Source organism: Haloarcula sp. S1AR25-4, assembly GCF_031624555.1.
Taxonomy (GTDB): domain Archaea; phylum Halobacteriota; class Halobacteria; order Halobacteriales; family Haloarculaceae; genus Haloarcula; species Haloarcula pellucida.
Genome location: NZ_JAMQOR010000001.1, coordinates 1,177,729 through 1,202,408, shown reverse-complemented (window position 1 = coordinate 1,202,408; position 24,680 = coordinate 1,177,729). Strand labels below are relative to the sequence as shown.

Here is a 24,680-nt window from a genome sequence, read left to right as displayed (position 1 = left end):
ATGCTGCCGGATACGATAAGAAGGTTCCCCCCGCGATTAAGGTGCCGTAAACTCCCGTATAGCGTCCCGATACCCCTCCCGAAACGTCGGATACGCGAACTCGTACCCCAGCGACCGAAGCAGGTCGTTCGAACACCGCTTGCTCGTCTGGATGCGGCGCGTCGCCGTCGACGAGAGGTCGGCGTCCGCCAATCGCTCGGCCTTGGTCTGTTTTGGCGGGAACGGGACGTCGCACTGCTCGGCCAGCCAATCAGCGAACGCCCACTTCTCGACTGGTTCGTCGTCGACGACGAGGACGACGTCCTCGCGGTGGTTCTCCTCAAGCAGGAACCGAACGGCCCCCGCCGCGTCGTCGCGGTGGACCATGTTGAGGTAGCCCGCCGTTACCGGGCCCTCTAGATACCGTTCGAGCCGATAGCGGTCCGGGCCATAGAGGCCGGCAAAGCGAGCGACGGTGCCGTGGCCGCCGTACTCGACCGGCCGCTCGCGGGCGATGCGCTCGGCCTCGGCCAGCACCTCCGTCTTCTCCGTCTGCGGGTCCAGCGGCGTCTCCTCGTCCACCCAGCCGCCGTCGTGGTCGCCGTAGACACCAGTACTGGACGTGTAGACCAACCGATCCGGCGCGTCGCCGCGGTCCCAGAAGTGGTCGATGGCCGTCCGAAGACCGTCGACGTACACCTCGCGGGCCGCCTCGGCCCCGCGGCCGCCGGAACTGGCCGCGAACACGACCCAGTCGACGTCCGGGACGGCCGAGAGCGCGTCGGCGTCGGTAACGTCGGCCTGTACGGCCTCGAAGCCCGCGTCTTCGATGGCGGCTACGCCCGGGTCGGAGCGACGGACGCCCACGACGTCGTGGTCGGCCCGTAGCTGTCGCCCGAGTTCGAGGCCGACGTAGCCACACCCGAGTATCGCGACGCGTGCGGTCATCGCTGCTGACTCTCGATGTAGCTGTGGAGGACGGCGTACTCGGCCATCGTCATCGGATAGCGCCCCTCTATCTTCTGCTGTATCTCCTTTGGCTCCATCTCGTCGCCGATGCCCGAAGCCAGCGCCTCGACGTCCATCACGGCCGTCGTCATCCCCATCAGGAGGATGTCCTGTGCCTCCGCCTGAATCGCGTCGGCGTCGGGCCGATCCGGGTCCGTCGCGAGGACGGCCGCCGCGTCCGAGAGCGTGAGGTCGGCCGCCTCGCCGGCCGCCACCGCTTCGACCGTCTCTCGGTCGAGGCCGGTCGCCTCGACGACGGCGTCGACGCCGACTGTCTCGACCGTCTCGGCCAGGACCGACTCGTAGGCGGCCAGCAGCGACTCGGGTGACTGCGTTCCTGCGTCGGGGAACTCCGCTCTGAGCATGGACACCGGTACGCACGGGGGGTATTAGTCGCTGTCACTCTCCGGACGCCCCGGCGGTGGGCCACCCCGCCGATTCCTCGACGGCGACGCCGTCCTTGTCCCCGACACCGCGCGGCCGTGGCGGGACGACGATTACGACGCCCGTATGCGCTCGAAAGGAGAGCCGCGTACTCTGCCCGAGCAGTTCCGCGTCCCCGTCTTCGTCCACGTCGAGATAGACCCGCTCGCCGTCGCGGGCGTACGTCGTCGTTGCCCCCGGCGTCGTCGGCGGGCCGTGGCTCGCGGTCACCGCAAAGCGGGCGTACTCGCCCTCGACGGTCACCCACCAGCTGTTCGTCGTCGCGACCCACTGCCACGGCGGCACAAGCGGGAGACCCGCCGGCAGCGTCTTCGTCCCGAGACGGCGTTTTGCCAGCTGCTCTGCCCGGCGCCGCCCGGCGCTTTCGATTCGCTGGCGCAACTGGTCGCGCGCCACGGTTCGAACCGTCGAGGCCGTCTGGTTGACGACGGGCGTCTTCGGTCGGGCTATCGGTCGAGCGAGGGCGTCGTCGGTGGTGCTCCGCAGTCGCATCCAGAGCCAGTCGCGTTCGACTGCCGAGAGGCCCCGTCGGTCGGCGGCGACTGTGGCGATGCGCCTCGCTGCCGACCCGTCTGCCAGTGCCTGCCCACGCGCGGCGGGCGTGTCCCAGCGCCGAAGCGCAGCCTCGACGATCGTCCGACTCGCCGCGCTGTCGGCGTCGGTCTCCTCGCTGACTGTCCCCGCGAGTTCGGCGGCGACGTGACTGTTTGCCTGTTCGACACGATACCGTAATCGGCGCCGGTGGCTGTCGAGCGTCGCGTTCGACGTTCTGTTGGCCGTCGCGTTCGCCGCGGCCAGCGTCGTCGCCGCCGTCGCGAGACGCGTTCTGTCCCCCGACGCCATTGCACTGTCGGTCACCACGGCGGCCGCGTCGCCGTAGGGGGCGGTGAACACGTTGACGTTCCGGGCGACGAGCGGGTGTTCGCTGCCCTCGATTGCGGGGTGGGACTCCTCCGACACCGAGGCCAGCGTGAGATACTGTGGCCGCGCGTCGACCCGCGTCCGAAGCGGACCGGCCGGGCCGGTCGGCACCGGGCGCGAGCGCGGTATCTGTGTGTCGCGGGCGGTCAGGCTCTTCCGGAGGTCGACGAGCGATCCCCCGGTCCGGTTCCGTAACTGTCTGTCGACGCCTTCCCGGGCCGAACCGCGCCGCTGTGCCCGGACAGCGAGTCGGTCGTCCACCGCGTCGAGGTAGGCGATACGGGCCGCGACGCGGGCCTTCTGTGCGGCGCTGTCGTAGGTGTCGGGCGCGTCGACGAGGGCCGCCCGCCGGTCGGCGAGTTTCCGTCGGAGTTCGCGAGCCGGGTTCGTCTCGAACGTGCCGACGGCCCCGCGCTCGACGGTCACGTTCGTCGCCCGGACGCGCTCTCGCAACCGTCTGAGGTCGCGGTACACCCACGGTCTGAGCGAGTCCGGTCGCTTCCCCGTTACACTCACAGTCGGCGTCCGAAGACGACCCTCCGCGGCGCGTTCCGCGACCGCATCCCGGCCGCCAGCACGGCCGACCAGTCCCCGCTCGGCCCGCGGTTCGACGTCGGCCAGATTCGGCCCACTCACCGGGCTTCCCTCGCGGTCGTGGGCCGTCCGGATTCGCTCGTCCGGCGCGCCGGAGTCGCTCTCGTGACGCCCGACGAGTGTGACGGTCACCCGACGGCGCTCGGTCCGACTCGACGCCGTCGACCGCCGCTCGCTTCCGTTCTCCCAGAGGGCCACCCGCGTGTACTCCACCTCCACGGTCCGGCCGAAGCTATCGAGTTCGTGCCACCCGTCCGGCACGCTCGGCCGCGGGTCGACCGCGCCGACCGCGTCGGTGCTGTCGGTCGTCTGTTCGCGGACGAGCGTCCAGTTCTCACCCGGCGAGGGTGGTCGCGGCGGTCGACCGCCGCTCACCCGCCGACTGTCCGTGACCAGTCGCACGTCGACGGTGTACGCTGTGGCCGTCGTCCGCCCGAGCGCTTCGGGTGCTGCGACCGAGTGGAAGGCGTCGTCGGCCGTCTCGTTGACCCCGATACGCATCGTCTCGTTCGCACGCGGATGGTCGCCGGAGGCCCCGCCCGTACTGATGTCCTCGCTCGCGGGGCGATACGCCGTCCGCTTGAGGACTTCCTGTGCGAGGGCGGTGTTGTTGCTGCCCGTGATGACGTCCTCGACGCCGACCATCGCCGTCGCCTCCGTGAGCGACCGTCGGCCGTCCGGGTCGCTGCGCCCGAACGTCGACCGCTGAACGCCCAGTAGCGCGCCGTTGGTCGCGAGACTGACGTGTCTGTTCGCGAGAACGTTCTCTATCGGCACGCCGCCGTACTGGGCGTAGCCACGTGCCCACACGATGGGGTAGAGTCTGGCCGTCAACCGCTGGCTCAGCCCCGGCTTGTCCAACCCGTTGTTCACGCGCCGCTCGTAGGTCTGGACCTGCTCGTGGAGTGTGAGGACTGGCGTCGCGACGACGACGGTCGGCGAGACGGTACGACGGGTGACCACTCGGTCGCCGCGCCGAACCGTCAGCGTCACGTTCTCGACGGTCGCTCTGAGCGCGGTGCCGTTCGGGCCGGCCCGTGCGATGGAGACGCGTTCTATCGCCTCCCGGTACTCCGCGGTCGTCTCGACTGCCGGCACGCTCGCCGTCGCCTCGACGCCTTCGCTCGTCGCCCCGACGCGGCGGAGACGGTCACGGACCTGCAGATAGATCCGCAGGCGGAGGGCGTCCCGGAACGGCCGAGAGTCGTTCAGGGCTCGCCCGACGGAGGTGTTCGCCGGTTCGAGCACCGGATCCGTCGACGCCCGCTGTCCGGCCCTCGACACGGCGTCGCGCATCGCCGTCTGTGTCTCCGCCGTCGCGCGGTCGAGCGTGCGCTCGACGGCCGTATCGCGCGGTGCGGGCGCCGGCCGAAGCGTCGGTGCGAGCGTCAGGCTACTCACCAGCAACAGGACGCCCAGCAGCGCGAACGGCACCCGGCCGCGCGTGTCGTCAATCACGCCGACCACGTCCTGACTGTGACGCGGACGCGCTCGGTGTGTACTGCCCGGGCCGCGGCGGCCGGCGTGTCAAAGCGCTGTCGCATATCGGCCGCCAAATCGCCGGCGAGCTGCACCGTCAGTCGAGCGTTCAGGTCCGACGCCGACTCCGAGTCGAGTTGCAATCCGTCCGCGTCGGTGAGGCGTGCCATCCGTCGGTATCGCGCCGCCATCAGCCGGTCGCCGGGATAATCCCCGCGGAGGGCCAAGCGGGCTTGTGAGGGAGGAAAAAGCCCCTCGACGACAGTCGACGCGACCACGACCGCGACGCCGAGGTAACCGGCCTCGTGCGCCCCCCGTCGCGCTCGGCTGGTCGCGTTCGCCATCGGACTCGCGACGCTGACCGTCGCCGTCCGCACGTCGGCCGAGGGAGGCGGCTGTTCACCGACTCGGGTCGTCGCACGGACCGGCGCGCCGGGGTACGGGTCCCAGCGAACGCGAACCGAGGTCTGCCGACCCGATTCTGACAGTCGCTCCCGCGTCGTGTTCGCGACCGCTCGTTCGAACCCCCTGCCCGCCGTCGACAGTCGCTCGCCGTGTACGGTGACGCCGCTCATCGCCGATTCTGCGAGCAGTTCGGCGATAGTCCCGTGGGCCGTCCGCCGGTGGCGGGCGGTGGCGTTGGCCGTCCACTCGGGCGGCCGACCCGGCGAATCGAGCGCGTACTCGACACTCGCGGTACTCGTCGCGAGCAGTTCGGCCGAGTCGGCGGCTGGGTTCGCCGCCTCCGGCGGGTCCACGGTGACGGCGCCGACGACGGCCGTCGCGGCGGCGCCGACCAGCAACAGGAACACCGTCACGTCGACGACGGTACTGGTGGCACGACCCGTCACCACACGCTCACCCGTAGTGTCCCACGCCGGACCGCTGCCGGGGCGACTCGGACGCTGACCGTCCGTCGGGCCCGTGCCGTGTCCACCGGTGGCGACGGTCCCACGCTCCAGCGCTGTCCAGCACGGACCGTCACGTTTCCCTCGTAGCCAGTCGGAATCACAGCGAGAGCGTCGGCCACCCGGTCGGGCGCGACAACACCGGCGGTACTCAGTCGCTGCTCCACGGAATCGGCGGTCGGCGCCGCGACGTTCCGGTCGCCGGTCGCGGACACCAGCGCGCCGTCGAGGACGCCGGCGTACAGCGCCAGTCCGGTCGAGACGGCGAAGACTGCTACGAGGGCCGCGAGCGGCTCCGTCGCGCCCCTATCCGACGAGCGTGACATCGACTCCTCCCCAGGCGACGTGCCTGACGGTCAGTCTCTCGGGTGCCGGACGCCACCCGGTGTCGGCGGTGCGTGCTCGCTCGGCCGCCCGTCGGAGACCGGTGGGCGACCCGAAGTACCGACTCGGCCGTCCGCCCTCGAGTACGGCGGCGAGGCGCCCGTCGAGCGCGGGGACGAACGGTTCGAAGACCGTCGCGTGAGCGACTCCTCCATCGGAACGCAGACCGATTTCTCGGTCCGACAGGGACCACTCCACAGCGTCCAGTTCGCGGGTGGCGACCGACCCCGCTGGACTGGTCGCGACCTCGTCGACCGTCGCGGCGGTGGCCGTCGCGTCCGGCGGTGCCGACGCGGGCAGCGAGACGACGACGCCGAAGACGGCGACGCTCACGGTACCGAGCGCCACCCAGACGTACAGCGTGTCGACGTGCGTATCGAACATGGATGGCCTGCCCCCGCCTTCCGATTTAAACGCTGGCGTCAGACCAGCAGTCCCGTCGCCACGACGGCCGCGAGGTACGTCGCCGTCGCCGAACAGAGCGCCAGTCCCACCCGGTACCCGACGCGTGCTCGGTCCAGCCCGCGGTGCAGGCCCGTCGAGAGCGCGGTCAACACCGCTGCGAGGACGAGACAGTACCAACCGACCACCGGGCCGAGCGTGGCCGCCGAGACGGCTTCGATGGGGCCGCCGCTCTGCATCGTCCCCGCGAGCGCCACGGTGGCGCCGCCGACGAGCGGTCCGAACAGCGCGGCGGTGTTCGAGAGCGTCCCGGTGACCTGTGCGAGGTCACGGCGCGTCTCCCGTTCGACCGCCGAGAGGTCCGCCAGATGCTCCCCCATCGTCGTGATAGTCTCGCCGGCCGGCGGGCCGATATCGGCGGCAGCGTCCAGTAGCACCGCCGCGCGCCGGAGACGCGGACTCGGGACTGTTCTGAGCGCGCCGTACTCGCCACAGAACGCCGCTTCGATGCCGACGCCGAGCGTCCGCTGGCGGTGGAGCGTCGCGCCGAGACGGTTACAGAACGGCGCCGGCGTCACGTCGACCGCCTCCTCTAGTGCCGCCTCGACCGACTTCCCGCGGTCGACGCGCCGCCCGATAGCCGTCAGCGCGTCTGGCAGCCCGTCCTCGATGTCGGTGACGTGGTCCCGGACCTCGCGAACCGGGCGATAGTGGACCACCAGCGCTGCGCCGGTCCCGGCCCCGAGCGCCGCGATTGGCGGCCCCCATCCGGGTACGACGAGGGCCCCGACAAGCCAGCCGGTGACGGCGGCCACCATGCCAGCGGTGAGGGCCGGGACCGGCGTCGACGGCACGTCGGGGTGACTCCGCGGTACCACTGCCGGCGGGAACGCGATCGGTCGCTGCGCGAGGAGCCACGCACTCGCGACGACGAGGGCCGCCGGGAGGACCATCCCGTAGGCGACGACGAGTAGCGGCGCGGTCACCGGGACGCCCGTGGCGGCCGCTGCTGGCAGGAGAGACACCATCGCAAGCGGGAGCAAGACGCCAAAGGCGTACAGTCCGGTCGCGGGAGCGCGCAGGTCGGCGGCGAACGTCGCCATCTCGTCGCGGGTCCCGTCGAGAATCCGCCGCCGTGCGGTCGCGAGTACGGCCGCCCGCTCGTCGGGCGGTGCGACGGCCGCTCGCTGGACGTGGTGTATCGCCGCTTCCAGTGCGGGAAATTCGTCGCTCCACCGCTCGGCGAACCGCCGGAGCCCGTCTCGTGGCGTGCCGCTCGCCTGTCGCCTGTGTGCGTCGAGTCGGTCGGCCAGGAGGCCGTCGGCGGCCGCCGCCGCGAACGCCGTCGCTCGTTCGGAACTCGGCCACAGTGTCATCCCCAGACTCAGCGTCACGACGAGCGACGGGGCGGCCCCCAGTGCGCGTATCCGCCGGGCCTGTGCGGCCAGCGGGATACCGTAGCGACCGGCCAGCCCCGCCCCGACTGCGACGAGGAGGCACGCGGTGCCACCGACGACGGCGGGCGTCCCGGACTCGACCGTGAGGAGCGTGAGACCGAGGAGCCAACAGGCGACGGCGACGGCGTAGCTCACGGCGAGTAGCCGCTCCGGGCGATACCCGACACCCAGTACGTGGGTCGCCCTCCGGTAGCGCTCCGGGACGCTGATGGCGTCAGTCAGCCGTTCGGCGAGTTCGCCCGAGTCCAGTCGCTCGGTCATCGCTCGGTCGTCCCGGGTTCCGTCCTCGGCGACTGACTGGCCTGCTCTGTGAAGCTAGCGCTTCGCGTCTCGACCGTGTCGAGCACGCTCGCGTAGGACTCGCCGGCGTGCGACAGGGATTCGAGCAGGTGACTGTTCCCCCGACCGAGCCGACCGGTGGCTGTCGCACGCTCGCCGTCGCGTTCGAACAGCGACGCGAACCCCACGCCCTCGCCGTGGTCTCGCACCTCCTCGACGGCGGCTACGCCACGGCCGGCCTCGGCCGTCGGTGGGGCGAGCGTCACGAGGAGGTCCGTCGCCGCGAACGCGCTCTCCGGGACGCCGAGGTCCGAGACGAGCCGTTCGCGCACGCTCTCCCCGCCCGAGCCGTGTATCGTGCCCAGCACTGCGCTGTCGCCGTCGCCGACCCGCATCGCCTCGTAGAGAACGCTGGCCTCCTCGCCGCGGACCTCGCCGACGACGAGGGCGCCTTCTCCGAGTCGAAGCGCGGTCCGTAATGCCTCGCTCGCGTCGACCGACGGCCCGTCGCCGCTCGCGGTTCGCAACGGCTGGACGTCCCGGCCGTCGGACTGCAGGTCCGTGACGGGGAGTTCCGGCGTGTCCTCGATGACGACGGTTCGGACCGACCGCGGGAGTTCCCAGAGAAGCGAGCCCAGCGTGGTGGTCTTCCCGGCGCCGCGGGGGCCGGCGACGAGACAGGCGGCACCGCGCTCTACCGCGACCGAGAGCAACCCGGCGACTCGCGGTGAGACGGTCCCGTTTGCGACGAGGTCGGCCAGCTGCCAGCGTGTCTCGTCGTGGGCCCGAAAGGCAAAGGCGAGGCCGTCGCTCATCGGTTCCATGACGCCAGCGACCCGGACCTGTCGGTCCGCGACAGTAGTCGTCGCGTCGAGCGTCGGACTCGCCCGCGAGAAGGCCCGTCCGCTCGCACGGCGGAACGTAGACGCGAGCGTTCGTGCGCCCTCAGCGGTTAGTCGAACGTTCGTCCGCATCGTCTCGCCGTCGACGCGGACGCGCAGCCGCGTCTCGCCGACCGGTGCCGTCGCGAACACGTCGGAGACACGGGGGTCGGCAAACAGGTCTTCGAGGACGCCCAGCCCCCGCGTGTGTTTCCGGAGGACGGCCCCGAGTGCGGCCGCTGTGGTGCCGTCGTCGGTAACCGCCGATGCGGCCTGATACGGTGTCGGCTGGTCGTCGAGCGGTGCGGTCGCCAGTCGCTCGACGGCCGACGCGAGGGTGGCCGTCGTCGCCGCGTCGAACTCGTGTTCTCGGGGGCGCACGTGGTAGCAGTCGAGCGAGGACGCCGGCGTGTCGTACCGCCGGACGACCGCGTCGGTCTCGACGGTCCGACGGTCCCGAAGCGTCGCGTCGTCTGGCGGACTCGCGGCGATACGGGCGTCGCTGACTGCCGGACCGACGTACGGTTCGAGCGCGGCGTCGGCGTTCGCTCGCTCGGCGGCCAGCGCGAACCCAGTCGCCGCGGCGACGTCGGCGACCTGCCCCGCACGGCCGGTGGCCTCCGTCGCGGCCGCCAGTGGCTCACGACGCGCGCGGTCGGCCAGTCGCTGGTCGAGCGGTGCGACCCGCGTGGCGAAACGCCCCGCCGCGACGAGCAGCGCGGCCGCGCCGTCGAGGTAGGCTCGCTCTCGCCCGTCGCTTCGCGTGACGACGGCGTCGACGTCTGTCCCTCCCAGCGCGTCGATTACCGTCGCTCGACAGTCCGGCGAGCCGCCCAGTCGCCCGCGCTCGGGACACTCGTCGGCTGCGACCCTGAGCGTCTCGCCGTCGAACGACGGACGACATCGACAGGCCTCGTCGTCTGTGGCGTCGTCCGTGAACCATCGACGCATCTATCCGTCCCTCCCCGACCTGTCGGCGGTGCCAGCCAGCCGCCGAACCGTCACGACCGTCTGACCGTCTCGAACCCGTAACCCGAACGCGAGACGGTGAACCCCGGATTCGCGGAGCTTGAGTGAGCCGCCGGCGGGGCGTATCGGCACGCCGACGAGGCGTTCGCTGTGGCCGCTCGCGTCGCCGACCCGCCAGCTGGCGACCCCTACGCCCTCGCGACTGTGGAACCGGAGCGAACTGACGCCGGCACTCGTCTGGGTTCGTTCCGGAAGCCGAATCGCTGTGACTCGGCGCGCACCTCGGCCAAGCGTGGCGTCGTCGGTGGCGACCATCGTCTCCAGTCGCTCCGAGAGGGCCGACAGTTGCCGCTCGACGGTGGCGTCGGCGGCGTCGGCCTGTGCCGTCGAGAGTGCGGGCGCCGTCACCGCGAGCAACGCCGCGGTGAGCGCCGCACCGAGGACCACCCGGAGTATCACAGGAGGGCCCGTATCCGTTCGAGGACGCCGCTGTCCGGCGTCGCCGACTGGTCGGTCTCGTCCCCGTTCGCGACGGGAGTCGTCGGGTCCTCGGTCGCCGGACGGGGCCGCTCGCTGTCTCCCTCGTTCGGTGTAGCCTCGGGCGCCTGCCACCGCCCGCGAGAGGGAGCACCCGTCGCCGTTGTCTGTTGCGCTGTGGCCGGCGACGACGGCTGGCGGTCGTCCAGTGCGTCGTCGAGACGGCGTTCGAGGCGGTCCGTCGCGGCCAGTGCGGTGTCGGCACGCTGTTCGACGTCCTCGTTGACCGACCGGACGTTGCCGACGTATCCCCGGAGTGCCTGCGTGGCCGCTTCGAGGTCCGCAGTGCGTTCGTCCAGTCGGTCGACTCGGTCCTCGACCGCCGTCAGTCGGGCGTCTAGTTCCGCGCGGTCCTCGACCGCCGGCAACCCGTGATCGCCGTCGGTGACGGCACGTTCGACGGCCCGAACCCGCTCTTCGAGTGTCTCCACGTCGGTCATGGCCGGCCGTGGTCTCGGCACCGTACTTGAACTCTCGTGTGGAGCCTCGCGGGACGAACCTTTTTGACCGAAGGCGAAGCCAGACGCCCTGTGACCGAGAGCGATCAGGTGAAGGCGGCGCTCGCAGCGCTCGCCGACGGTGAGGCTCGCGATGCATCTCGCATGACCGACGGGTCTGCGGACCCGGAACTGCCGACAGAGACGTCCCCGGAGCGGTGGGGCCGAGCGGACTATCGGACGGTCATCGAGCGAGCAAGTCGGGCCACCGACGACGTCGACGCGGCGGCCTCGTTCGTCGAGACGGTCGGCGTCGACACGCTCGAACGCGCCGTCGAACGGGCCGAACACGAGGTGAGTGGGCTCGCCGAGGAGGGGCGTACGGCGCTCGCGGCCTTCGAGCGGTTCCGGGCGGCCGCAGACGGTGACGGTCGCGGTGAGTGACACTCCCGACCGCTCCTCACTCACGCGTCGGTGACCACTTTCACCGCGGTCGCGACACCTCTTTAGGAGGCGCTGGCATACGACCTGACAGATGACACGGGTGATACACACCGGCGACACACACATCGGGTACCAGCAGTACCACGTGCCCGAGCGCCGGCAGGACTTCCTCGACGCCTTCCGCCGCGTCGTCCACGACGCCATCGAGGACGACGTGGCGGCCGTCGTCCACGCGGGGGACCTGTTCCACGACCGGCGGCCGACGCTTTCGGACATCATGGGGACGCTCGACGTACTAGAGGACCTCGCCGAGGCCGACATCCCGTTCCTCGCCGTCGTGGGCAACCACGAGGCGAAGCGAGACGCGCAGTGGCTCGACCTCTATGCGTCGCTGGGGCTTGCGACGCGGCTGGACGGCGAGCCGACCGCCGTCGGCGATACGGCCTTCTACGGCCTCGACTTCGTGCCGCGCTCGAAGCGTGACGCGCTGGAATACGACTTCGAACCCCACGACGCCGACCACGCGGCGCTCGTGACCCACGGCCTGTTCCAGCCGTTCGACTACGGCGACTGGGACGCCGCCGAAGTACTCGCCGAATCTTCGGTCGACTTCGACGCCCTGCTACTGGGGGACAACCACAAGCCCGGCAAACGGGAGGTCGAGGGCGCGTGGGTCACCTACTGCGGGTCGACCGAGCGTGCGAGCGCCAGCGAACGCGAGGACCGCGGGTACAACATCGTCACCTTCGACGGCGAGACGCGCATCACCCGGCGCGGCCTCGACACCCGCGAGTTCGTCTTCGTCGACGTGGAACTGGGGCCCGAGGAGGGCGTCGAACGGGTCCGGAGTCGCGTCGGCCAACACGACCTCGACGACGCCGTCGTCATCGTCAGTATCGACGGCGACGGCGACCCCATCGCCCCGGCAAGCGTCGAGGAGTTCGCACTGGACGAGGGCGCACTCGTCGCGCGGGTCACCGATCACCGGGAACTCGCGGCCGACGAACGCGAGACGAGTGTGAGTTTCGCCGACCCCGACGAGGCAGTCACCGAACGCGTCCGGGAACTAGGTCTGAGCGGCGCCGCTCGCGACATCGACGAGACGGTCCGGGCCTCGAAAGTGGCCGACGCCAACGTCGCCGACGCCGTCGAGAGCCGCGTTCGCGAACTGGTAGCGGAGGACCCGGACTCGCTGACGGGCAGTCCCGACGAGGCAGTCGGCGCCGACGACGCGCCCGAAGCGGCGGCGGCCGAACCCGACGGTGGCGAGACGGACGCCGCGGACTCGACGCCCGAATCCGGCAGCGAGGACGCACCGCCGGACGACGATGGTGGCCAATCCAACGTGGAGGAGTTCCTGTGAGGGGGGACTACTGATGCGGTTCCAGCGCGTCCGTCTGGAGAACTTCAAGTGCTACGACGACGCCGCCCTCACGCTGGACCCCGGCGTCACCGTCATCCACGGCCTCAACGGGAGCGGGAAGTCCTCGCTGTTGGAGGCGTGTTTCTTCGCGCTCTATGGCTCGAAGGCCATCGACGAGAACTTAGAGGAGGTGGTCACCATCGGGGCCGACGACTGCACCGTCGAACTGTGGTTCTCCCACGCCGGCGGCGACTACCACCTCACCCGCCGCGTGCGGAACACGGGCGAGCGAGCGACGACGGCGAAGTGCGTGCTGGAGACGCCCGACGACACGTTCGAGGGCGCGCGGGCCGTCCGCCGCCGCGTCACCGAACTCCTGCGGATGGACAGCGAGGCGTTCGTCAACTGCGCCTACGTCCGGCAGGGCGAGGTGAACAAACTCATCAACGCCTCGCCCGGCGACCGGCAGGACATGCTGGACGACCTCCTGCAACTGGGCAAACTGGAGGAGTACCGCGAGCGGGCAAGCGACGCCCGCGTCGGCGTCAAGCGGGTGCGTGACGACAAACAGAGCCGACTCTCGCAACTCGACGAGCAAATCGAGTCCAAGGAGGACCGAAACCTCCACGAGCGGTTGAACGCGCTCGAATCTGACCTCTCGGAGACCCAAGACGAAATCGAGCGCATCGAGGACCAGCGAGAGACGGCCGCGGGGACGCTGGAGCAGGCCCAGTCAGTCCTCGACGAGTACGAGGACCGCCGCGAGACGCTTTCGGAACTGACCGCCGACATCGGGGACTTGGAGGCCGAGATCACCGAGACCGAGACCGAACGCGAGCGCCTCAAACAGCGCATCGCGGACCTGAAGGAGGAACGCGAGTCGCTCGAATCGGACCTCTCGGAGACGCTCGCGTCGACGGAGGTCGACGAAGCCGACCCCGACGCCGTCGAGTCGCGTCTCGGCGAGTTAGAAGACCGGGCGGACGACCTCCGCTCGCGCATCGAGGAACAGCGAGTCGAGGCCCAGAAGCACAGCGGCGAGGCCGACTCGCTCGAATCGCAGGCCGACGACCTCCAGTCCCGCGCCGACGAGAAGCGCGAGGCGGCCGACGACCTCGAAGCCGACCTCGCGAGTGCCCGCGAGACAGTCGCCGACCGGCGCGAGCAACTCGACGATATCGACGACGACATCGCGACGTTGGAGGCGCGGTTCGACGACGCCGACGTGGGCCGTGACGAGGCGGAGAGCCACCGAGACGTCGTCGCCGAGGAACTCGACGAGGCCCGCCAGCGCGTGACGGAACTGGAGACGAAGCTCCAGAGCGAACGCGAGGCGCTGGCCGAGGCCGAGGAACTGCTCGACGCCGGTAAGTGTCCCGAGTGCGGGCAGGACGTCGAAGACTCGCCACACGTCGAGTCCATCGAGGACGACCGAGAGCGCGTGGCAGAACTGGAGTCGACGCTGGCGGACGCCCGCGAGATGGTCGAGACGCTCGAAGCCGACCGCGAACGCGCCGAGTCGCTGGCCGAGGCCGCCGACCGACTGTCGACGCTCGAAGCCAACCGCTCGAACGTGGTGCAACTCATCGAGGAGAAGGAATCGGGTCTCGAAGCCGACGAAGAGCGCGTCGAGGAACTCCGCGAGGCCGCCGCGGAACTCGAAGCCGAGGCCGACGCGAAGCGCGAGGCCGGCGAAGAAGCCGAACGGCAGGCCGCCGAGTGCCGGTCGGTCATCGGCGAGTGCAATCAGGAACACCAGACCGTCAAACAGGCCATCCAGCGACTGGAGCGCGTGTCGGACCTGCTGGACGACGTCGAGGAGTGCGAGACCGAAATCGAACAGCTACGGCAGCAGCGGTCCCAGCAGGCGGAGATGAACGACCAGCGCCGGGACCGCCTCGCAGAGAAGCGCGAGCGCAAGCAGGAACTGGCGGAGAAGGTCGACGAGTCGCGCGTCGCGGAGGCCCGGAACGAGAAACAGCGCGCCGAGAACTACATCGAGAAGGCCGACGCGAAACTCGACGAGTTGCGCGAGCAGCGAGACGAGTACCAGAGCGCTATCGGTGCCGTCGAGAACGAACTCGACGAACTCGCCTCGCTCCGGGAGCGGCGCGAGGAACTGGCCGACGACCTCTCGAAACTGGCGGGCCTCTACGACGAGGCAGAACAGCTACAGGGGATGTACGGCACGCTCCGGGCCGAACTGCGTCAGCGCAACGTCGAGACGCTCGAACGGATGCTCAACCAGACGTTCTCGCTGATCTACCAGAACGACTCGTACTCCCACATCGAACTCGACGGTGAGTACCAGTTGACGGTGTTCCAGAAGGACGGCGAACCGCTGGAACCCGAGCAGTTGTCGGGCGGCGAGCGCGCGCTGTTCAACCTCAGCCTGCGCTGTGCCATCTACCGACTGCTCGCGGAGGGCATCGAGGGGTCGGCCCCGATGCCCCCGCTCATCCTCGACGAACCCACGGTCTTCCTCGATGCGGGTCACGTCACCCAACTGCTGGACCTCGTCGAGTACATGCGGGACGAAGTCGGCGTCGAGCAGATTCTGGTCGTCAGCCACGACGAGGAACTCGTCGGGGCGGCCGACGACCTCGTGCGGGTCGAGAAGGACGCCACCTCGAACCGCTCGCACGTCGACCGGGTCGAGCGTATCGAGGAGTCGGTCGCGGAACTGGCCTAGCGGTCGGTGAGCGCTTCGACGGCCGCGCTGGCCGTCTCGGTCACGTCGTAGCCTCGCTGGCCCATCACCTCGGTCTCTTCGAGCAGTCCCGCGGCGCGAAACTCCCCGAGCAGGCCGTGCAGGTCGCTCTCACAGAGGTCGTAGCTGTCCAGCAGGTGATGGACCGAGAGGGGGCCGCGGGCGTCGAGTTCCACGAGGAGGCCCAGCGACTGGTCGTCGTGAGCGGCCGAGACGACCGTCCGAACGGCTTCCGGCACCGCGTCTGCGGCGGTCACGAGCGGTGACTCCCCCTCGACGGGTTCGAGGTCCTCGTTGGGGACGTGTCGCTCGGCACCGGTCTCCGGGTCGCGGACGAGACTCGCGTCGCTGGACTCTTTCAGCAGGATGTAGTGGGTCCCCGACGCGTCGCGAACGGTGCGCATATCGGCGGTAGCCGGCGCGCGTGGTTAGCCGTTGTGGTCGGCGTCGTCCGGGTCGTCGGCCGATCGGTCTTCGCTCCGAACCTCGTCTTCTCCCGCCTCGTCGTCTGCCGTCCGCTCTCGCTCGAACTTGACGTAGCGTGCGGTCCCGTAGGCAAAGGCGAGGAGGCCGACGAGGAACACCCGAATGCCGAGGTCCACGCGGCCCTCGAAGTAGACGAGCATCGGGCCGACCGAGAGCCCCAGTAACGCGACGTTGAACACGAGGACGAGTTTCCAGAACAGGCCGGCTACCTCGCTGTTTGCGCTCCCGTCGGGAGGACTGGGCGCTTTCGGGACGTCCGGGCCCAGACTCTCTGGATCGAACTCGTCCGGTTCGAAGGGACTCTTCTCTGAGAGGACGCCGGGGTTACTGTCGGGGTCCGTCTCGTCGGGACCGTCTAGCACGACCCTAGTTGAGACCGCGACCACTAAAAGGACTTCTCAGTCAGGCCGCGTCCTGCAGTTCGAGCGTCGTGTCCGTCTGAATCCACGCCAGCGGCTGCTGGGCGTCGTAAAACACTGTCCCCTCGTCGGTCTCGTAGGTCTCGGTGGTCTGCACTGCGTCGGGGAGTGCGGGTTCCGACCTAATATCGTCCGCCCTGTCCGACTGACCGTCGGGAGATGCGTGGTGCGACATGGGGACGTCGTGCGATGGTATGTCATTGCCTACCATATATCTTCTGTCCGTGTCAAACACCGCCGACCACCGACGTTTTTATGGGGCGTCTCGAAGGGTCGGCAAGCATGAGTGACGAAGGCCAGCGCACCTTCGGGGATTTCGAGGTAGACGGGGGCGGTGACGCTCGGCCGGCCGAGGAGGCAGCGGCCGTCGCCGGCAACGGGGGGAACGGGACGACTGTCGTCGACATCGACGAACGCCAGTTCCCCGACGTTTCCGAGACTGTCGAGTTCGTGGTCACACAGGTCGACTACACGGTGGAGGGACAGGGCGACGACGAGTACCCCGTCGTCCACGTCTTCGGCCGAACCGACGACGAGGACCCGGTCCACGCACGCGTCTACGAGTTCGAACCGTACTTCTACGTGCCGGCGGACAGCGTCACCGAGGACCGACTGCGACAGTACGACCGTATCGTCGACTGGCGCTACGAGGACGAGAACGGGGACCCCTTCGAGTCGATTCGGGGTGAACGACTCCTGAAGATTATCGGGCAGACGCCCCGGGACGTCGGGCAAATGCGGGACGACTTCGACCACTACGAGGCGGACATCCTCTTCCCGAACCGCCTGCTCATCGACAAGGACATCACCAGCGGGGTCCGGGTGCCGGCCCGCGAACTCGACGACGGGAGCTACAAGGTCCACCACGAGGAGGTCCGGCCGGTCGAAGCCAGCGCCGAACCGCGTGTGAACACCTTCGACATCGAGGTCGACGACCGCCACGGGTTCCCCGAGGACGGCGAGCAGACCATCGTCTGTCTCACCTCCCACGACTCCTACACGGACGAGTACGTGGTCTGGCTGTACGAATCCCCGGACGGCATCGAGGGGCCCGAAGCCCTCGCGAAGTACGACCCAATCCGCGAGGACGCCGACTTCGAGGCCGACGTGCGCGTCTTCGAGGAGGAGGAAGCGATGCTCGACGCCTTCATCTCCTACATCGAAGACACCGACCCGGACGTGTTGACGGGGTGGAACTTCGACGACTTCGACGCCCCCTATCTGCTGGACCGCATCGAAGAACTCCAGCGCTACGACCACGACTACGACCTGAACGTCGACCGCCTCTCGCGGGTCGACGAGGTGTGGCGCAGCGACTGGCAGGGGCCGGACATCAAGGGCCGGGTCGTCTTCGACCTCCTGTACGCGTACAAGCGCACGCAGTTCACGGAACTGGAGTCCTACCGTCTGGACGCCGTCGGCGAACAGGAACTCGGCGTCGGGAAGGAGCGCTACACCGGCGACATCGGCGACCTCTGGGAGGACGACCCCGAGCGCTTGCTGGAGTACAACCTCCGGGACGTGGAACTCTGCGTCGAACTCGACAGGGAACAGGACATCATCGACTTCTGGGACGAGGTCCGCACGTTCGTCGGGTGTAAACTCGAAGACGCGACGACGCCCGGCGACGCCGTCGACATGTACGTCCTGCACAAACTGTACGGCGAGTTCGCGCTCCCCTCGAAGGGCCAACAGGAGAGCGAGGACTACGAGGGCGGCGCCGTCTTCGACCCCATCACCGGGGTTCGAGAGAACGTCACGGTGCTGGACCTGAAGTCGCTGTACCCGATGTGCATGGTGACGACCAACGCGAGTCCCGAGACGAAGGTCGACCCCGAGACCTACGACGGCGACACCTACCGCGCGCCCAACGGGACCCACTTCCGGAAGGAACCCGACGGCGTCATCCGGGAGATGGTCGACGAACTGCTGACCGAACGCGAGGAGAAGAAGGGCCTGCGAAACAACCACGACCCGGACGACCCCGAGTACGAACGCTACGACCGTCAACAGGCCGCGGTGAAGGTCATCATGAACTGCTTCACGCCGGACACCGACGTGCTGACCCCCGACGGGATCAGAAACATCCGGGACCTCGAAGTCGGCGACCACGTGTACTCGCTGGATCCCGAGACGCTGGAGATGGAGGTCAAACCGGTCGTCGAAACGCAGGCCTACCCGGAGTACCGCGGCGAACTCGTCGACATCGAGACGAGCAAAATCGACTTCCGCGTGACGCCGAACCACCGGATGCTCGTCCGGAAAAACGAGACGAACGGCATCACCGAAGACGGCTATTCGTTCGTCGAAGCGGGCGACCTCGACGACGCCACGAACTACGAACTCCCACACGACTGGGACGGCCCGGACGGCGAACGGCTAGACGAGGTGGACCTCGTCGACATGCTCGACGGTTCGTTCGAGGTGTGGTGTGACAACGACGACCACGGGCACACTCTCGCCGCGGAGGTGGGGTACCGTCCGGATAAGATGCAAAAGCAGGGCGAAGACGGGACCGGCTACGTGTTCGACGCCGAATCGTTCCGGGAGCACCGTGCGTATCTCGACGGGAACTGTTCGGGGTTCTACGTCCACGCCGAGCGCGGTCGCAAGTGGGTGCCGCGGTTTTACGACGGCGACGACTTCCTCGAACTGTTGGCGTGGTACATCACCGAAGGGAGCGTCTACACGTCCGAGGACAAGCAGTTCGGTGACCAGTTCCGGAGCAGTTCGACGGCGGTGAACATCGCACAGGACGCGGTCCCGGACGGCGGGTCCGGTGACGACCGCGCGCGGATCGGCACCCTCCTCGACAGCATGGGGTTCGACGCGTACGTCGACGAGAAAGGGTACCAGTTCACCTCGAAACTGCTGGGTGACCTCCTCGAACGGCTCTGTGGCGGCAACAGCTTCGAGAAGCGGATTCCCGAGTTCGTGTTCGACACGACGCAGGCACAGAAACGGGCCTTCCTCGATACGCTTATCGCCGGCGACGGGGACTGGCAGACCAACAGTTGGCGCTACAGCACCGCGAGTGAGCGGCTCCGGGACGACGTCTTGCGGCTCTGTGCCCATCTCGGACTCACCGCCAGCTACACCGAAGACAGCGGCACGTACCGCATCTACGTCACCGAAGACGGCAAGAACACCCTCCGCATGCACCGCTCGGGCGGTACCAGCACCGCGACCGACGGCGTCTACTGTGTCACCGTCGCGGACAACCACACGCTCATGGCCGGGCGCAACGGCACGTTCCAGTTCGTCGGCCAGTCCCTGTACGGGGTTCTCGGGTGGGACCGCTTCCGTCTCTACGACAAGGAGATGGGCGCCGCCGTCACGGCAACGGGCCGAGAGGTCATCGACTACACCGACGAAGTCGTCGCCGAGGAGGGGTACGAGGTCGTCTACGGCGATACGGACTCGGTGATGCTACAGGTCGGCGACGTCGGCCCGGAGGACGTCGACGGCGCCGTCGAAGTCACCGACGAGATGCGGGCGAAACACCCCGAGATGGACGACGACGAACTCACGACGATCGCGGCGACCATCCAGAAGGGGTTCGAACTCGAAGAGACCATCAACGCCTCCTACGACGACTTCGCGCTCGAACGGCTGAACGCGCAATTCCACCGCTTCGAGATCGAGTTCGAGAAACTATACCGGCGGTTCTTCCAGGCGGGCAAGAAGAAACGCTACGCCGGCCACATCGTCTGGAAGGAGGGCAAGCACGTCGACGACATCGACATCACCGGCTTCGAGTACCAGCGCTCGGACATCGCCCCCATCACCAAACGCGTCCAGAAGGACGTCATCGACCGCATCGTCCACGGCGAGGACGCCGAGAACATCAAAGACTACGTCGGCGAGGTCATCGAGGACTACCAGGCCGGCAACGTCGACTACGACGACGTGGGTATCCCCGGCGGCATCGGGAAGAAACTGGACAACTACGACACCGACACCGCGCAGGTCCGCGGCGCGAAGTACGCGAACCTCCTCCTCGGCACGAACTTCAAGAGCGGGTCGAAACCCAAACGTCTCTATCTCGACCGAGTCCACGCGGACTTCTTCGAACGCGTCGAGGACGAACTCGGCCTCGACCCCAAACGCGACCCCCTGTACGGGGAGTTCCGACGGAACCCGGACGTCATCTGCTTCGAGTACGCCGATCAGATCCCCCCCGAGTTCGAGATAGACTGGGACAAGATGCTCGACAAGACGCTGAAGGGCCCTATCGCCAGAATCTTGGAGGCGCTGGACATCTCGTGGAACGAGGTCAAATCCGGGCAGGAACAGACCGGACTCGGTCAGTACATGTAGTCGCCGGCCCGCGCCTTTTCCAGTCTAAGAAATATTGTTTCTATATACGAAAGTCGAGTACGCTGCAATGCGAAAGCTTGATGGGTGAAACGTACCTCTTTTCGGTTGACCTAAGAGACCACTATGGCAGTACTCGAAATCAACAATCTCCACGCCGAAGTCGCAGAAGAGGACGGTGAGACGATTCTTCGCGGTGTCGACCTCGAAGTCAACGCCGGTGAGATCCACGCGCTGATGGGTCCCAACGGGTCTGGCAAGTCCACGACAGCGAAGATCATCGCCGGGCACCCGGCCTACGAAGTCACCGACGGCGAGGTCCTCATCCACCTCGAGGACGACGAGTTCGGGGCGGACTTCGAGATTCCGGAGGACATGCGCACCTGGAACCTCCTGGACCTCGAACCGAACGAGCGCGCCGCGCTCGGCATCTTCCTCGGCTTCCAGTACCCCGCCGAAATCGAAGGGGTCACTATGGTGAACTTCCTTCGCACGGCGCTCAACGCCAAACTCGAAGAGCGCGAGGAACTCTTCGAAGAGGACGAAGAAGAGGCCGAGGCCGACGGCGAGGACACCAACGAGGACGCCGCCGGCTACGATACCTCCCCGATGGAGGGCAACGTCGAGGAAGGCGAGGTCGGCGTCGCCGAGTTCCAGCAGATCCTCCAGGAGAAGATGGAGCAACTGGACATGGACGAGAAGTTCGCCTCCCGCTATCTCAACGCCGGGTTCTCCGGCGGTGAGAAGAAGCAAAACGAGGTCCTGCAGGCCGCCATCCTCGAACCCTCCATCGCCGTGCTGGACGAGATCGACTCGGGGCTCGACATCGACCGACTACAGGACGTCTCCAACGGCATCAACGCGCTGCGCGACGAGCAGGGTGCCGGTATCCTCCAGATCACCCACTACCAGCGCATCCTCGACTACGTCGAACCCGACCACGTCCACGTGATGCTCGACGGCCAGATCGCCCAGAGCGGCGGCCCGGAACTGGCCGAGAAGCTAGAGGACGAGGGGTACGACTGGGTCCGCGAGGAAGCCTACGAGGCCGCGTAACACCCTTCCCTTCAGAGTCACAACACCTACACAACAATGAGCTCAGATCAAGACCACCTCAAAGAGACCGACACCGAGGCTCGCTTCGAATTCAAGAAGGAGGAGAACTCCGCCTTCGAGACCGAGAAGGGCCTCACCGAGGAGACCGTCCGGGTCATCTCGGAAGACAAGGACGAACCCGAGTGGATGCTTCAGCGCCGTCTGCGCGCACTGGAGCAGTTCCAGCAGATGCCGATGCCCGAGGGCTGGCCGGGCGCGCCCGACCTCTCGGAAGTCGACATCGAGGACATCGTCCCGTACATCCGCCCCGACATCGAGACGCGCGGCGGCGCCGAGTCCTGGGAAGACCTCCCCGAGGAGATTCAGGACACGTTCGACAAACTGGGCATCCCCGAAGCCGAGAAGAACGCCCTCTCGGGCGTCGGCGCTCAGTACGAGTCCGAGATCGTCTACCAGAACATGCAGGAGCGCTGGGAGGAGAAGGGCGTCATCTTCTGTGACATGGACAAGGCCGTCCAGGAGCACGAAGACCTCGTCAAAGAGCACTTCATGACGAAGTGTGTCCCCCCGAGCGACAACAAGTTCGCCGCACTCCACGGTGCCGTCTGGTCCGGCGGGTCGTTCGTCTACATCCCCGAGGACACCACCGTCGAGATGCCGGTACAGGCGTACTTCCGCATGAACTCGGAAGGGATGGGCCAGTTCGAGCACACGCTCATCATCGCCGAGGAGAACTCCGAGGTCCACTACATCGAGGGCTGTTCCGCCCCGAAGTACTCGGCCTTTAACCTCCACTCCGGCGGCGTCGAAGTGTTCGTCGGCGAGAACGCCCACGTCCAGTACTCCACGGTGCAGAACTGGTCGAAGAACACGTACAACCTAAACACCAAGCGCGCTATCTGTGAGGCCGAGGGCACGATGGAGTGGGTCTCCGGCAGCATGGGCTCGAAAGCCACGATGCTGTACCCCTCGACCGTCCTCAAGGGCCCCGGCGCGACGGACAACCACATCACCATCGCCATGGCCGGCGAGGGCCAAGACATCGACACCGGTGCGAAGGTCTATCACAACGCGCCCGATACGAAGTCCACCATCGAGTCTAAGTCCATCGCGAAAGACGGCGGCCGCACGAACTACCGCGGCCTCGTCCACATCGCCGACGGCGCCGAGAACTCCTCGACGTCCGTCGAGTGTGACGCGCTGATGTTCGACAACGAGTCCACGTCGGACACGATGCCGTACATGGAGATTCAGGAGTCGAAAGTCGACGTCGCCCACGAGGCGACCGTCGGTAAGATCGGCGACGAGGACGTCTTCTACCTCCAGTCGCGCGGACTGGACGACGACGACGCAAAGCAGATGATCGTCGCCGGGTTCATCGAACCCATCACGGAAGAGCTGCCCATCGAGTACGCGGTCGAACTCAACCGCCTCATCGAACTCGAGATGGAGGGCTCGCTCGGATAACCATGAGTACGCAGGTACACGCCACACTCTCCGAAGACCAGGTCGAACAGATCTCCGAGGACTTAGACGAACCCGAGTGGCTCCTCGAAACCCGGAAAGAGGCGCTCGCGGCGCTTTCCGACCTCGAGATGCCCGATGTCATCCAGACGCCGGGTCGCAAGTGGACCAACCTCGACGCGCTCGACTACGAGACGCTGGTCGACCCCCTCGACTACGCACAGGACAAGGACCGAATCGACGCCGAGGGCGTCGACGTCCTCTCCTGGAGCGACGCGCTCGCCGAACACGGCGACCTCATAGAGGAGCACTTCGGCTCGGTCGTCGACCCCCAGCGGGACTACCTGACGGCGCTGTCGACGGCGCTGTTCTCGGCCGGAACGGTCGTCTACGTCCCCGAGGGCGTCGACGCCGAGGACGTGAAGATTCGGACGACGATGAACAGCCAGTCGCTGTTCAACTACACGCTCGTCGTCGCCGAGGAGTCCGCCTCGGTCACCATCCTCGAACGCCAGACGACCGGCGACGACGTCGAGGGGTCGCGGTACTACTCCGGCGTCGTCGAGGCCGTCGCGGGCGAGAACGCCTACGTCCAGTACGGCACGCTCCAGAACCTCTCGGAAGAGAGCTACAACTACCAGGTCAAGCGCGGCCACGCCGACACCTACGGCACCATCGACTGGATAGAGGGCAACATCGGCTCGCGGCTGACCAAGAGCAACGTCGAGACGCGCCTGCTCGGTGACTCCTCCGAGTCACAGATCGTCGGCGCGTTCTTCGGCCACGACGACCAGCACTTCGACATCGCGGCCCGCGTCTGGCACGAGGCCGAACACACGGTCGCCGACCTCGTCACCCGCGGCGTCTTAGACGACGAGGCTCGCTCGGTGTACGAGGGTGTCCAGGACGTCGGCAAAGAGGCGTGGGACACCAGTTCCTACCAGCGCGAGAACACGCTGATGCTCAGCGACGAGTCCGAAGCCGACGCGTCGCCGAAGCTCATCATCAACAACCACGACACCGAGGCCTCCCACTCCGCGACGGTCGGGCAGGTCGACGCGGAGGACATGTTCTACATGACCTCCCGCGGTGTCAACCCCGAACGAGCGAAGAACATGCTCGTCGAGGGCTTCTTCGTCCCCGTCCTCGAAGAGGTCGCGGTCGACGAACTCCGCGACGACCTCGAGACCCTGATCTACGAGCGGCTTCGGGAGTAGCGAGGTCGCGCAGCGACCTCGGTTTCACGACCGACGGCTCGAAAGACCCCGTTCTTTCGGCGGCGACGCGACTCACAGGAGCGGGGGCTCGCGGGAGCTTCGCTCTGCTGTCGCCGACGGACGGCGCGAACGACGCCACCGCCTTTGCGGTCGGACACGACGCCGTCGAGCGACGGCACACGATTTGCGGGAATACCCGTAGCGGTAAGCGGGCCGAGAGCGGGCTATCGGTATGGTCGATTCCGTCGACTGGCAGGCCTACGGCGACGACCCGGCGCGGACCGTCGTCGGCGACGTCAGCGTATCGACGCCGGTCTACAGTCCACAACTTCGGCGGGAGAGCGCCCCGACGACCCGAAACGGCCGCGGGCGTACGTGGCCGACGCCGAACGGATGGTGGCACTCCTCCGTGACTGCGGTGTGTCGACCCTCCGCTACCGCGAGGACCCCGACGCGCGGCACCACGAAGCCGCGTGGCGTCGTCGGCTTCCGGACGCTCCGCTTTCTCCTCTGTTGATTCGGGCG

21 protein-coding genes are annotated in these 24,680 nt (G+C 67.8%); 8 read left to right on the top strand and 13 right to left on the bottom strand.

Annotation, left to right across the window (positions count from 1 at the left end):
* Positions 1-36: 36 nt before the first annotated feature.
* From NDI85_RS06320 to NDI85_RS06275, 10 genes are read right to left on the bottom strand one after another with little or no spacing between them, the layout of a single operon-like run.
* A complete protein-coding gene (locus NDI85_RS06320) occupies positions 37-927 on the bottom strand; it encodes an SDR family oxidoreductase (RefSeq protein ID WP_310915281.1) in 891 nt (296 codons plus the stop codon).
* Positions 924-1,352 (bottom strand): DUF5791 family protein, encoded by a 429-nt coding sequence (locus NDI85_RS06315; protein ID WP_188993662.1) that lies wholly within the window; start codon positions 1,350-1,352, stop codon positions 924-926. Before NDI85_RS06315 ends, NDI85_RS06320 begins: the two co-directional genes overlap by 4 nt.
* A 34-nt stretch (positions 1,353-1,386) precedes the next feature.
* A complete protein-coding gene (locus tag NDI85_RS06310; RefSeq protein WP_310915280.1) occupies positions 1,387-4,404 on the bottom strand; it encodes a hypothetical protein in 3,018 nt (1,005 codons plus the stop codon).
* A complete protein-coding gene (locus tag NDI85_RS06305) occupies positions 4,401-5,276 on the bottom strand; it encodes a hypothetical protein (RefSeq protein WP_310915279.1) in 876 nt (291 codons plus the stop codon). Before NDI85_RS06305 ends, NDI85_RS06310 begins: the two co-directional genes overlap by 4 nt.
* A complete protein-coding gene (locus tag NDI85_RS06300; RefSeq protein WP_188993668.1) occupies positions 5,273-5,659 on the bottom strand; it encodes a hypothetical protein in 387 nt (128 codons plus the stop codon). The genes NDI85_RS06305 and NDI85_RS06300 overlap by 4 nt, the downstream gene beginning before the upstream one ends.
* On the bottom strand, positions 5,640-6,101 hold the full coding sequence (locus tag NDI85_RS06295) for a hypothetical protein (RefSeq protein ID WP_310915278.1): 462 nt from the start codon (positions 6,099-6,101) through the stop codon (positions 5,640-5,642). The genes NDI85_RS06300 and NDI85_RS06295 overlap by 20 nt, the downstream gene beginning before the upstream one ends.
* 38 nt (positions 6,102-6,139) lie before the next feature.
* On the bottom strand, positions 6,140-7,837 hold the full coding sequence (locus NDI85_RS06290; RefSeq protein WP_310915277.1) for a type II secretion system protein: 1,698 nt from the start codon (positions 7,835-7,837) through the stop codon (positions 6,140-6,142).
* Entirely contained in the window at positions 7,834-9,687 is a 1,854-nt protein-coding gene (locus NDI85_RS06285; RefSeq protein WP_310915276.1) for an ATPase, T2SS/T4P/T4SS family, read from the bottom strand. The genes NDI85_RS06290 and NDI85_RS06285 overlap by 4 nt, the downstream gene beginning before the upstream one ends.
* The gene (locus NDI85_RS06280) at positions 9,688-10,164 is read right to left on the bottom strand and encodes a hypothetical protein (RefSeq protein ID WP_188993676.1); all 477 of its coding nucleotides are present in this window, start codon (positions 10,162-10,164) and stop codon (positions 9,688-9,690) included.
* Complete coding sequence (locus NDI85_RS06275; RefSeq protein WP_310915275.1) at positions 10,161-10,682, bottom strand: hypothetical protein; 522 nt, start codon at positions 10,680-10,682, stop codon at positions 10,161-10,163. The genes NDI85_RS06280 and NDI85_RS06275 overlap by 4 nt, the downstream gene beginning before the upstream one ends.
* A 90-nt stretch (positions 10,683-10,772) precedes the next feature.
* Between NDI85_RS06275 and NDI85_RS06270 the strand changes: the two genes are divergently transcribed.
* The 3 genes from NDI85_RS06270 (at position 10,773) to rad50 (ending at position 15,178) form a co-directional block, all read left to right on the top strand.
* Entirely contained in the window at positions 10,773-11,123 is a 351-nt protein-coding gene (locus NDI85_RS06270) for a hypothetical protein (RefSeq protein ID WP_166968667.1), read from the top strand.
* A 91-nt stretch (positions 11,124-11,214) separates the two neighbouring features.
* Complete coding sequence (mre11, locus tag NDI85_RS06265) at positions 11,215-12,486, top strand: DNA double-strand break repair protein Mre11 (protein WP_188993681.1); 1,272 nt, start codon at positions 11,215-11,217, stop codon at positions 12,484-12,486.
* Positions 12,487-12,499: 13 nt separating this feature from the next.
* A complete protein-coding gene (gene rad50 / locus NDI85_RS06260) occupies positions 12,500-15,178 on the top strand; it encodes a DNA double-strand break repair ATPase Rad50 (protein WP_310915274.1) in 2,679 nt (892 codons plus the stop codon).
* Here rad50 and NDI85_RS06255 read toward each other — a convergent pair.
* The 3 genes from NDI85_RS06255 to NDI85_RS06245 are packed head-to-tail and all read right to left on the bottom strand — an operon-like array spanning position 15,175 to position 16,276.
* Positions 15,175-15,600, bottom strand: a complete 426-nt coding sequence (locus NDI85_RS06255; protein WP_310915273.1) for a hypothetical protein — start codon at positions 15,598-15,600, stop codon at positions 15,175-15,177. The two genes, rad50 and NDI85_RS06255, sit on opposite strands and share 4 nt — an antisense overlap.
* Positions 15,601-15,624: 24 nt before the next feature.
* Complete coding sequence (locus NDI85_RS06250; RefSeq protein WP_310915272.1) at positions 15,625-16,044, bottom strand: hypothetical protein; 420 nt, start codon at positions 16,042-16,044, stop codon at positions 15,625-15,627.
* A 40-nt stretch (positions 16,045-16,084) separates the two neighbouring features.
* Positions 16,085-16,276 (bottom strand): hypothetical protein, encoded by a 192-nt coding sequence (locus NDI85_RS06245; protein WP_166968677.1) that lies wholly within the window; start codon positions 16,274-16,276, stop codon positions 16,085-16,087.
* Between the two features lie 107 nt (positions 16,277-16,383).
* Between NDI85_RS06245 and NDI85_RS06240 the strand changes: the two genes are divergently transcribed.
* From NDI85_RS06240 to NDI85_RS06220, 5 genes are all read left to right on the top strand, one after another.
* The gene (locus tag NDI85_RS06240; protein WP_310915271.1) at positions 16,384-20,421 is read left to right on the top strand and encodes a DNA polymerase domain-containing protein; all 4,038 of its coding nucleotides are present in this window, start codon (positions 16,384-16,386) and stop codon (positions 20,419-20,421) included.
* A 123-nt stretch (positions 20,422-20,544) separates the two neighbouring features.
* A complete protein-coding gene (locus NDI85_RS06235) occupies positions 20,545-21,474 on the top strand; it encodes an ABC transporter ATP-binding protein (RefSeq protein ID WP_188993691.1) in 930 nt (309 codons plus the stop codon).
* Positions 21,475-21,510: 36 nt separating this feature from the next.
* Complete coding sequence (gene sufB / locus NDI85_RS06230) at positions 21,511-22,941, top strand: Fe-S cluster assembly protein SufB (protein ID WP_310915269.1); 1,431 nt, start codon at positions 21,511-21,513, stop codon at positions 22,939-22,941.
* Between the two features lie 2 nt (positions 22,942-22,943).
* On the top strand, positions 22,944-24,155 hold the full coding sequence (gene sufD / locus NDI85_RS06225) for a Fe-S cluster assembly protein SufD (protein WP_188993696.1): 1,212 nt from the start codon (positions 22,944-22,946) through the stop codon (positions 24,153-24,155).
* A 232-nt stretch (positions 24,156-24,387) separates the two neighbouring features.
* A complete protein-coding gene (locus tag NDI85_RS06220) occupies positions 24,388-24,672 on the top strand; it encodes a hypothetical protein (protein WP_188993698.1) in 285 nt (94 codons plus the stop codon).
* Positions 24,673-24,680 lie beyond the last annotated feature (8 nt).

Excerpts from the sequence above, each read along its gene's own strand:
- NDI85_RS06240 (WP_310915271.1), top strand. The coding sequence starts at position 16,384 with ATGAGTGACGAAGGCCAGCGCACCTTCGGGGATTTCGAGGTAGACGGG.
- NDI85_RS06320 (WP_310915281.1), bottom strand. The coding sequence starts at position 927 with ATGACCGCACGCGTCGCGATACTCGGGTGTGGCTACGTCGGCCTCGAA.
- rad50 (WP_310915274.1), top strand. The coding sequence starts at position 12,500 with ATGCGGTTCCAGCGCGTCCGTCTGGAGAACTTCAAGTGCTACGACGAC.
- sufD (WP_188993696.1), top strand. The coding sequence starts at position 22,944 with ATGAGTACGCAGGTACACGCCACACTCTCCGAAGACCAGGTCGAACAG.
- NDI85_RS06245 (WP_166968677.1), bottom strand. The coding sequence starts at position 16,276 with ATGTCGCACCACGCATCTCCCGACGGTCAGTCGGACAGGGCGGACGAT.
- mre11 (WP_188993681.1), top strand. The coding sequence starts at position 11,215 with ATGACACGGGTGATACACACCGGCGACACACACATCGGGTACCAGCAG.
- NDI85_RS06290 (WP_310915277.1), bottom strand. The coding sequence starts at position 7,837 with ATGACCGAGCGACTGGACTCGGGCGAACTCGCCGAACGGCTGACTGAC.
- NDI85_RS06295 (WP_310915278.1), bottom strand. The coding sequence starts at position 6,101 with ATGTTCGATACGCACGTCGACACGCTGTACGTCTGGGTGGCGCTCGGT.
- NDI85_RS06275 (WP_310915275.1), bottom strand. The coding sequence starts at position 10,682 with ATGACCGACGTGGAGACACTCGAAGAGCGGGTTCGGGCCGTCGAACGT.
- NDI85_RS06220 (WP_188993698.1), top strand. The coding sequence starts at position 24,388 with ATGGTCGATTCCGTCGACTGGCAGGCCTACGGCGACGACCCGGCGCGG.
- NDI85_RS06300 (WP_188993668.1), bottom strand. The coding sequence starts at position 5,659 with ATGTCACGCTCGTCGGATAGGGGCGCGACGGAGCCGCTCGCGGCCCTC.
- NDI85_RS06255 (WP_310915273.1), bottom strand. The coding sequence starts at position 15,600 with ATGCGCACCGTTCGCGACGCGTCGGGGACCCACTACATCCTGCTGAAA.
- NDI85_RS06235 (WP_188993691.1), top strand. The coding sequence starts at position 20,545 with ATGGCAGTACTCGAAATCAACAATCTCCACGCCGAAGTCGCAGAAGAG.
- NDI85_RS06315 (WP_188993662.1), bottom strand. The coding sequence starts at position 1,352 with ATGCTCAGAGCGGAGTTCCCCGACGCAGGAACGCAGTCACCCGAGTCG.
- sufB (WP_310915269.1), top strand. The coding sequence starts at position 21,511 with ATGAGCTCAGATCAAGACCACCTCAAAGAGACCGACACCGAGGCTCGC.
- NDI85_RS06285 (WP_310915276.1), bottom strand. The coding sequence starts at position 9,687 with ATGCGTCGATGGTTCACGGACGACGCCACAGACGACGAGGCCTGTCGA.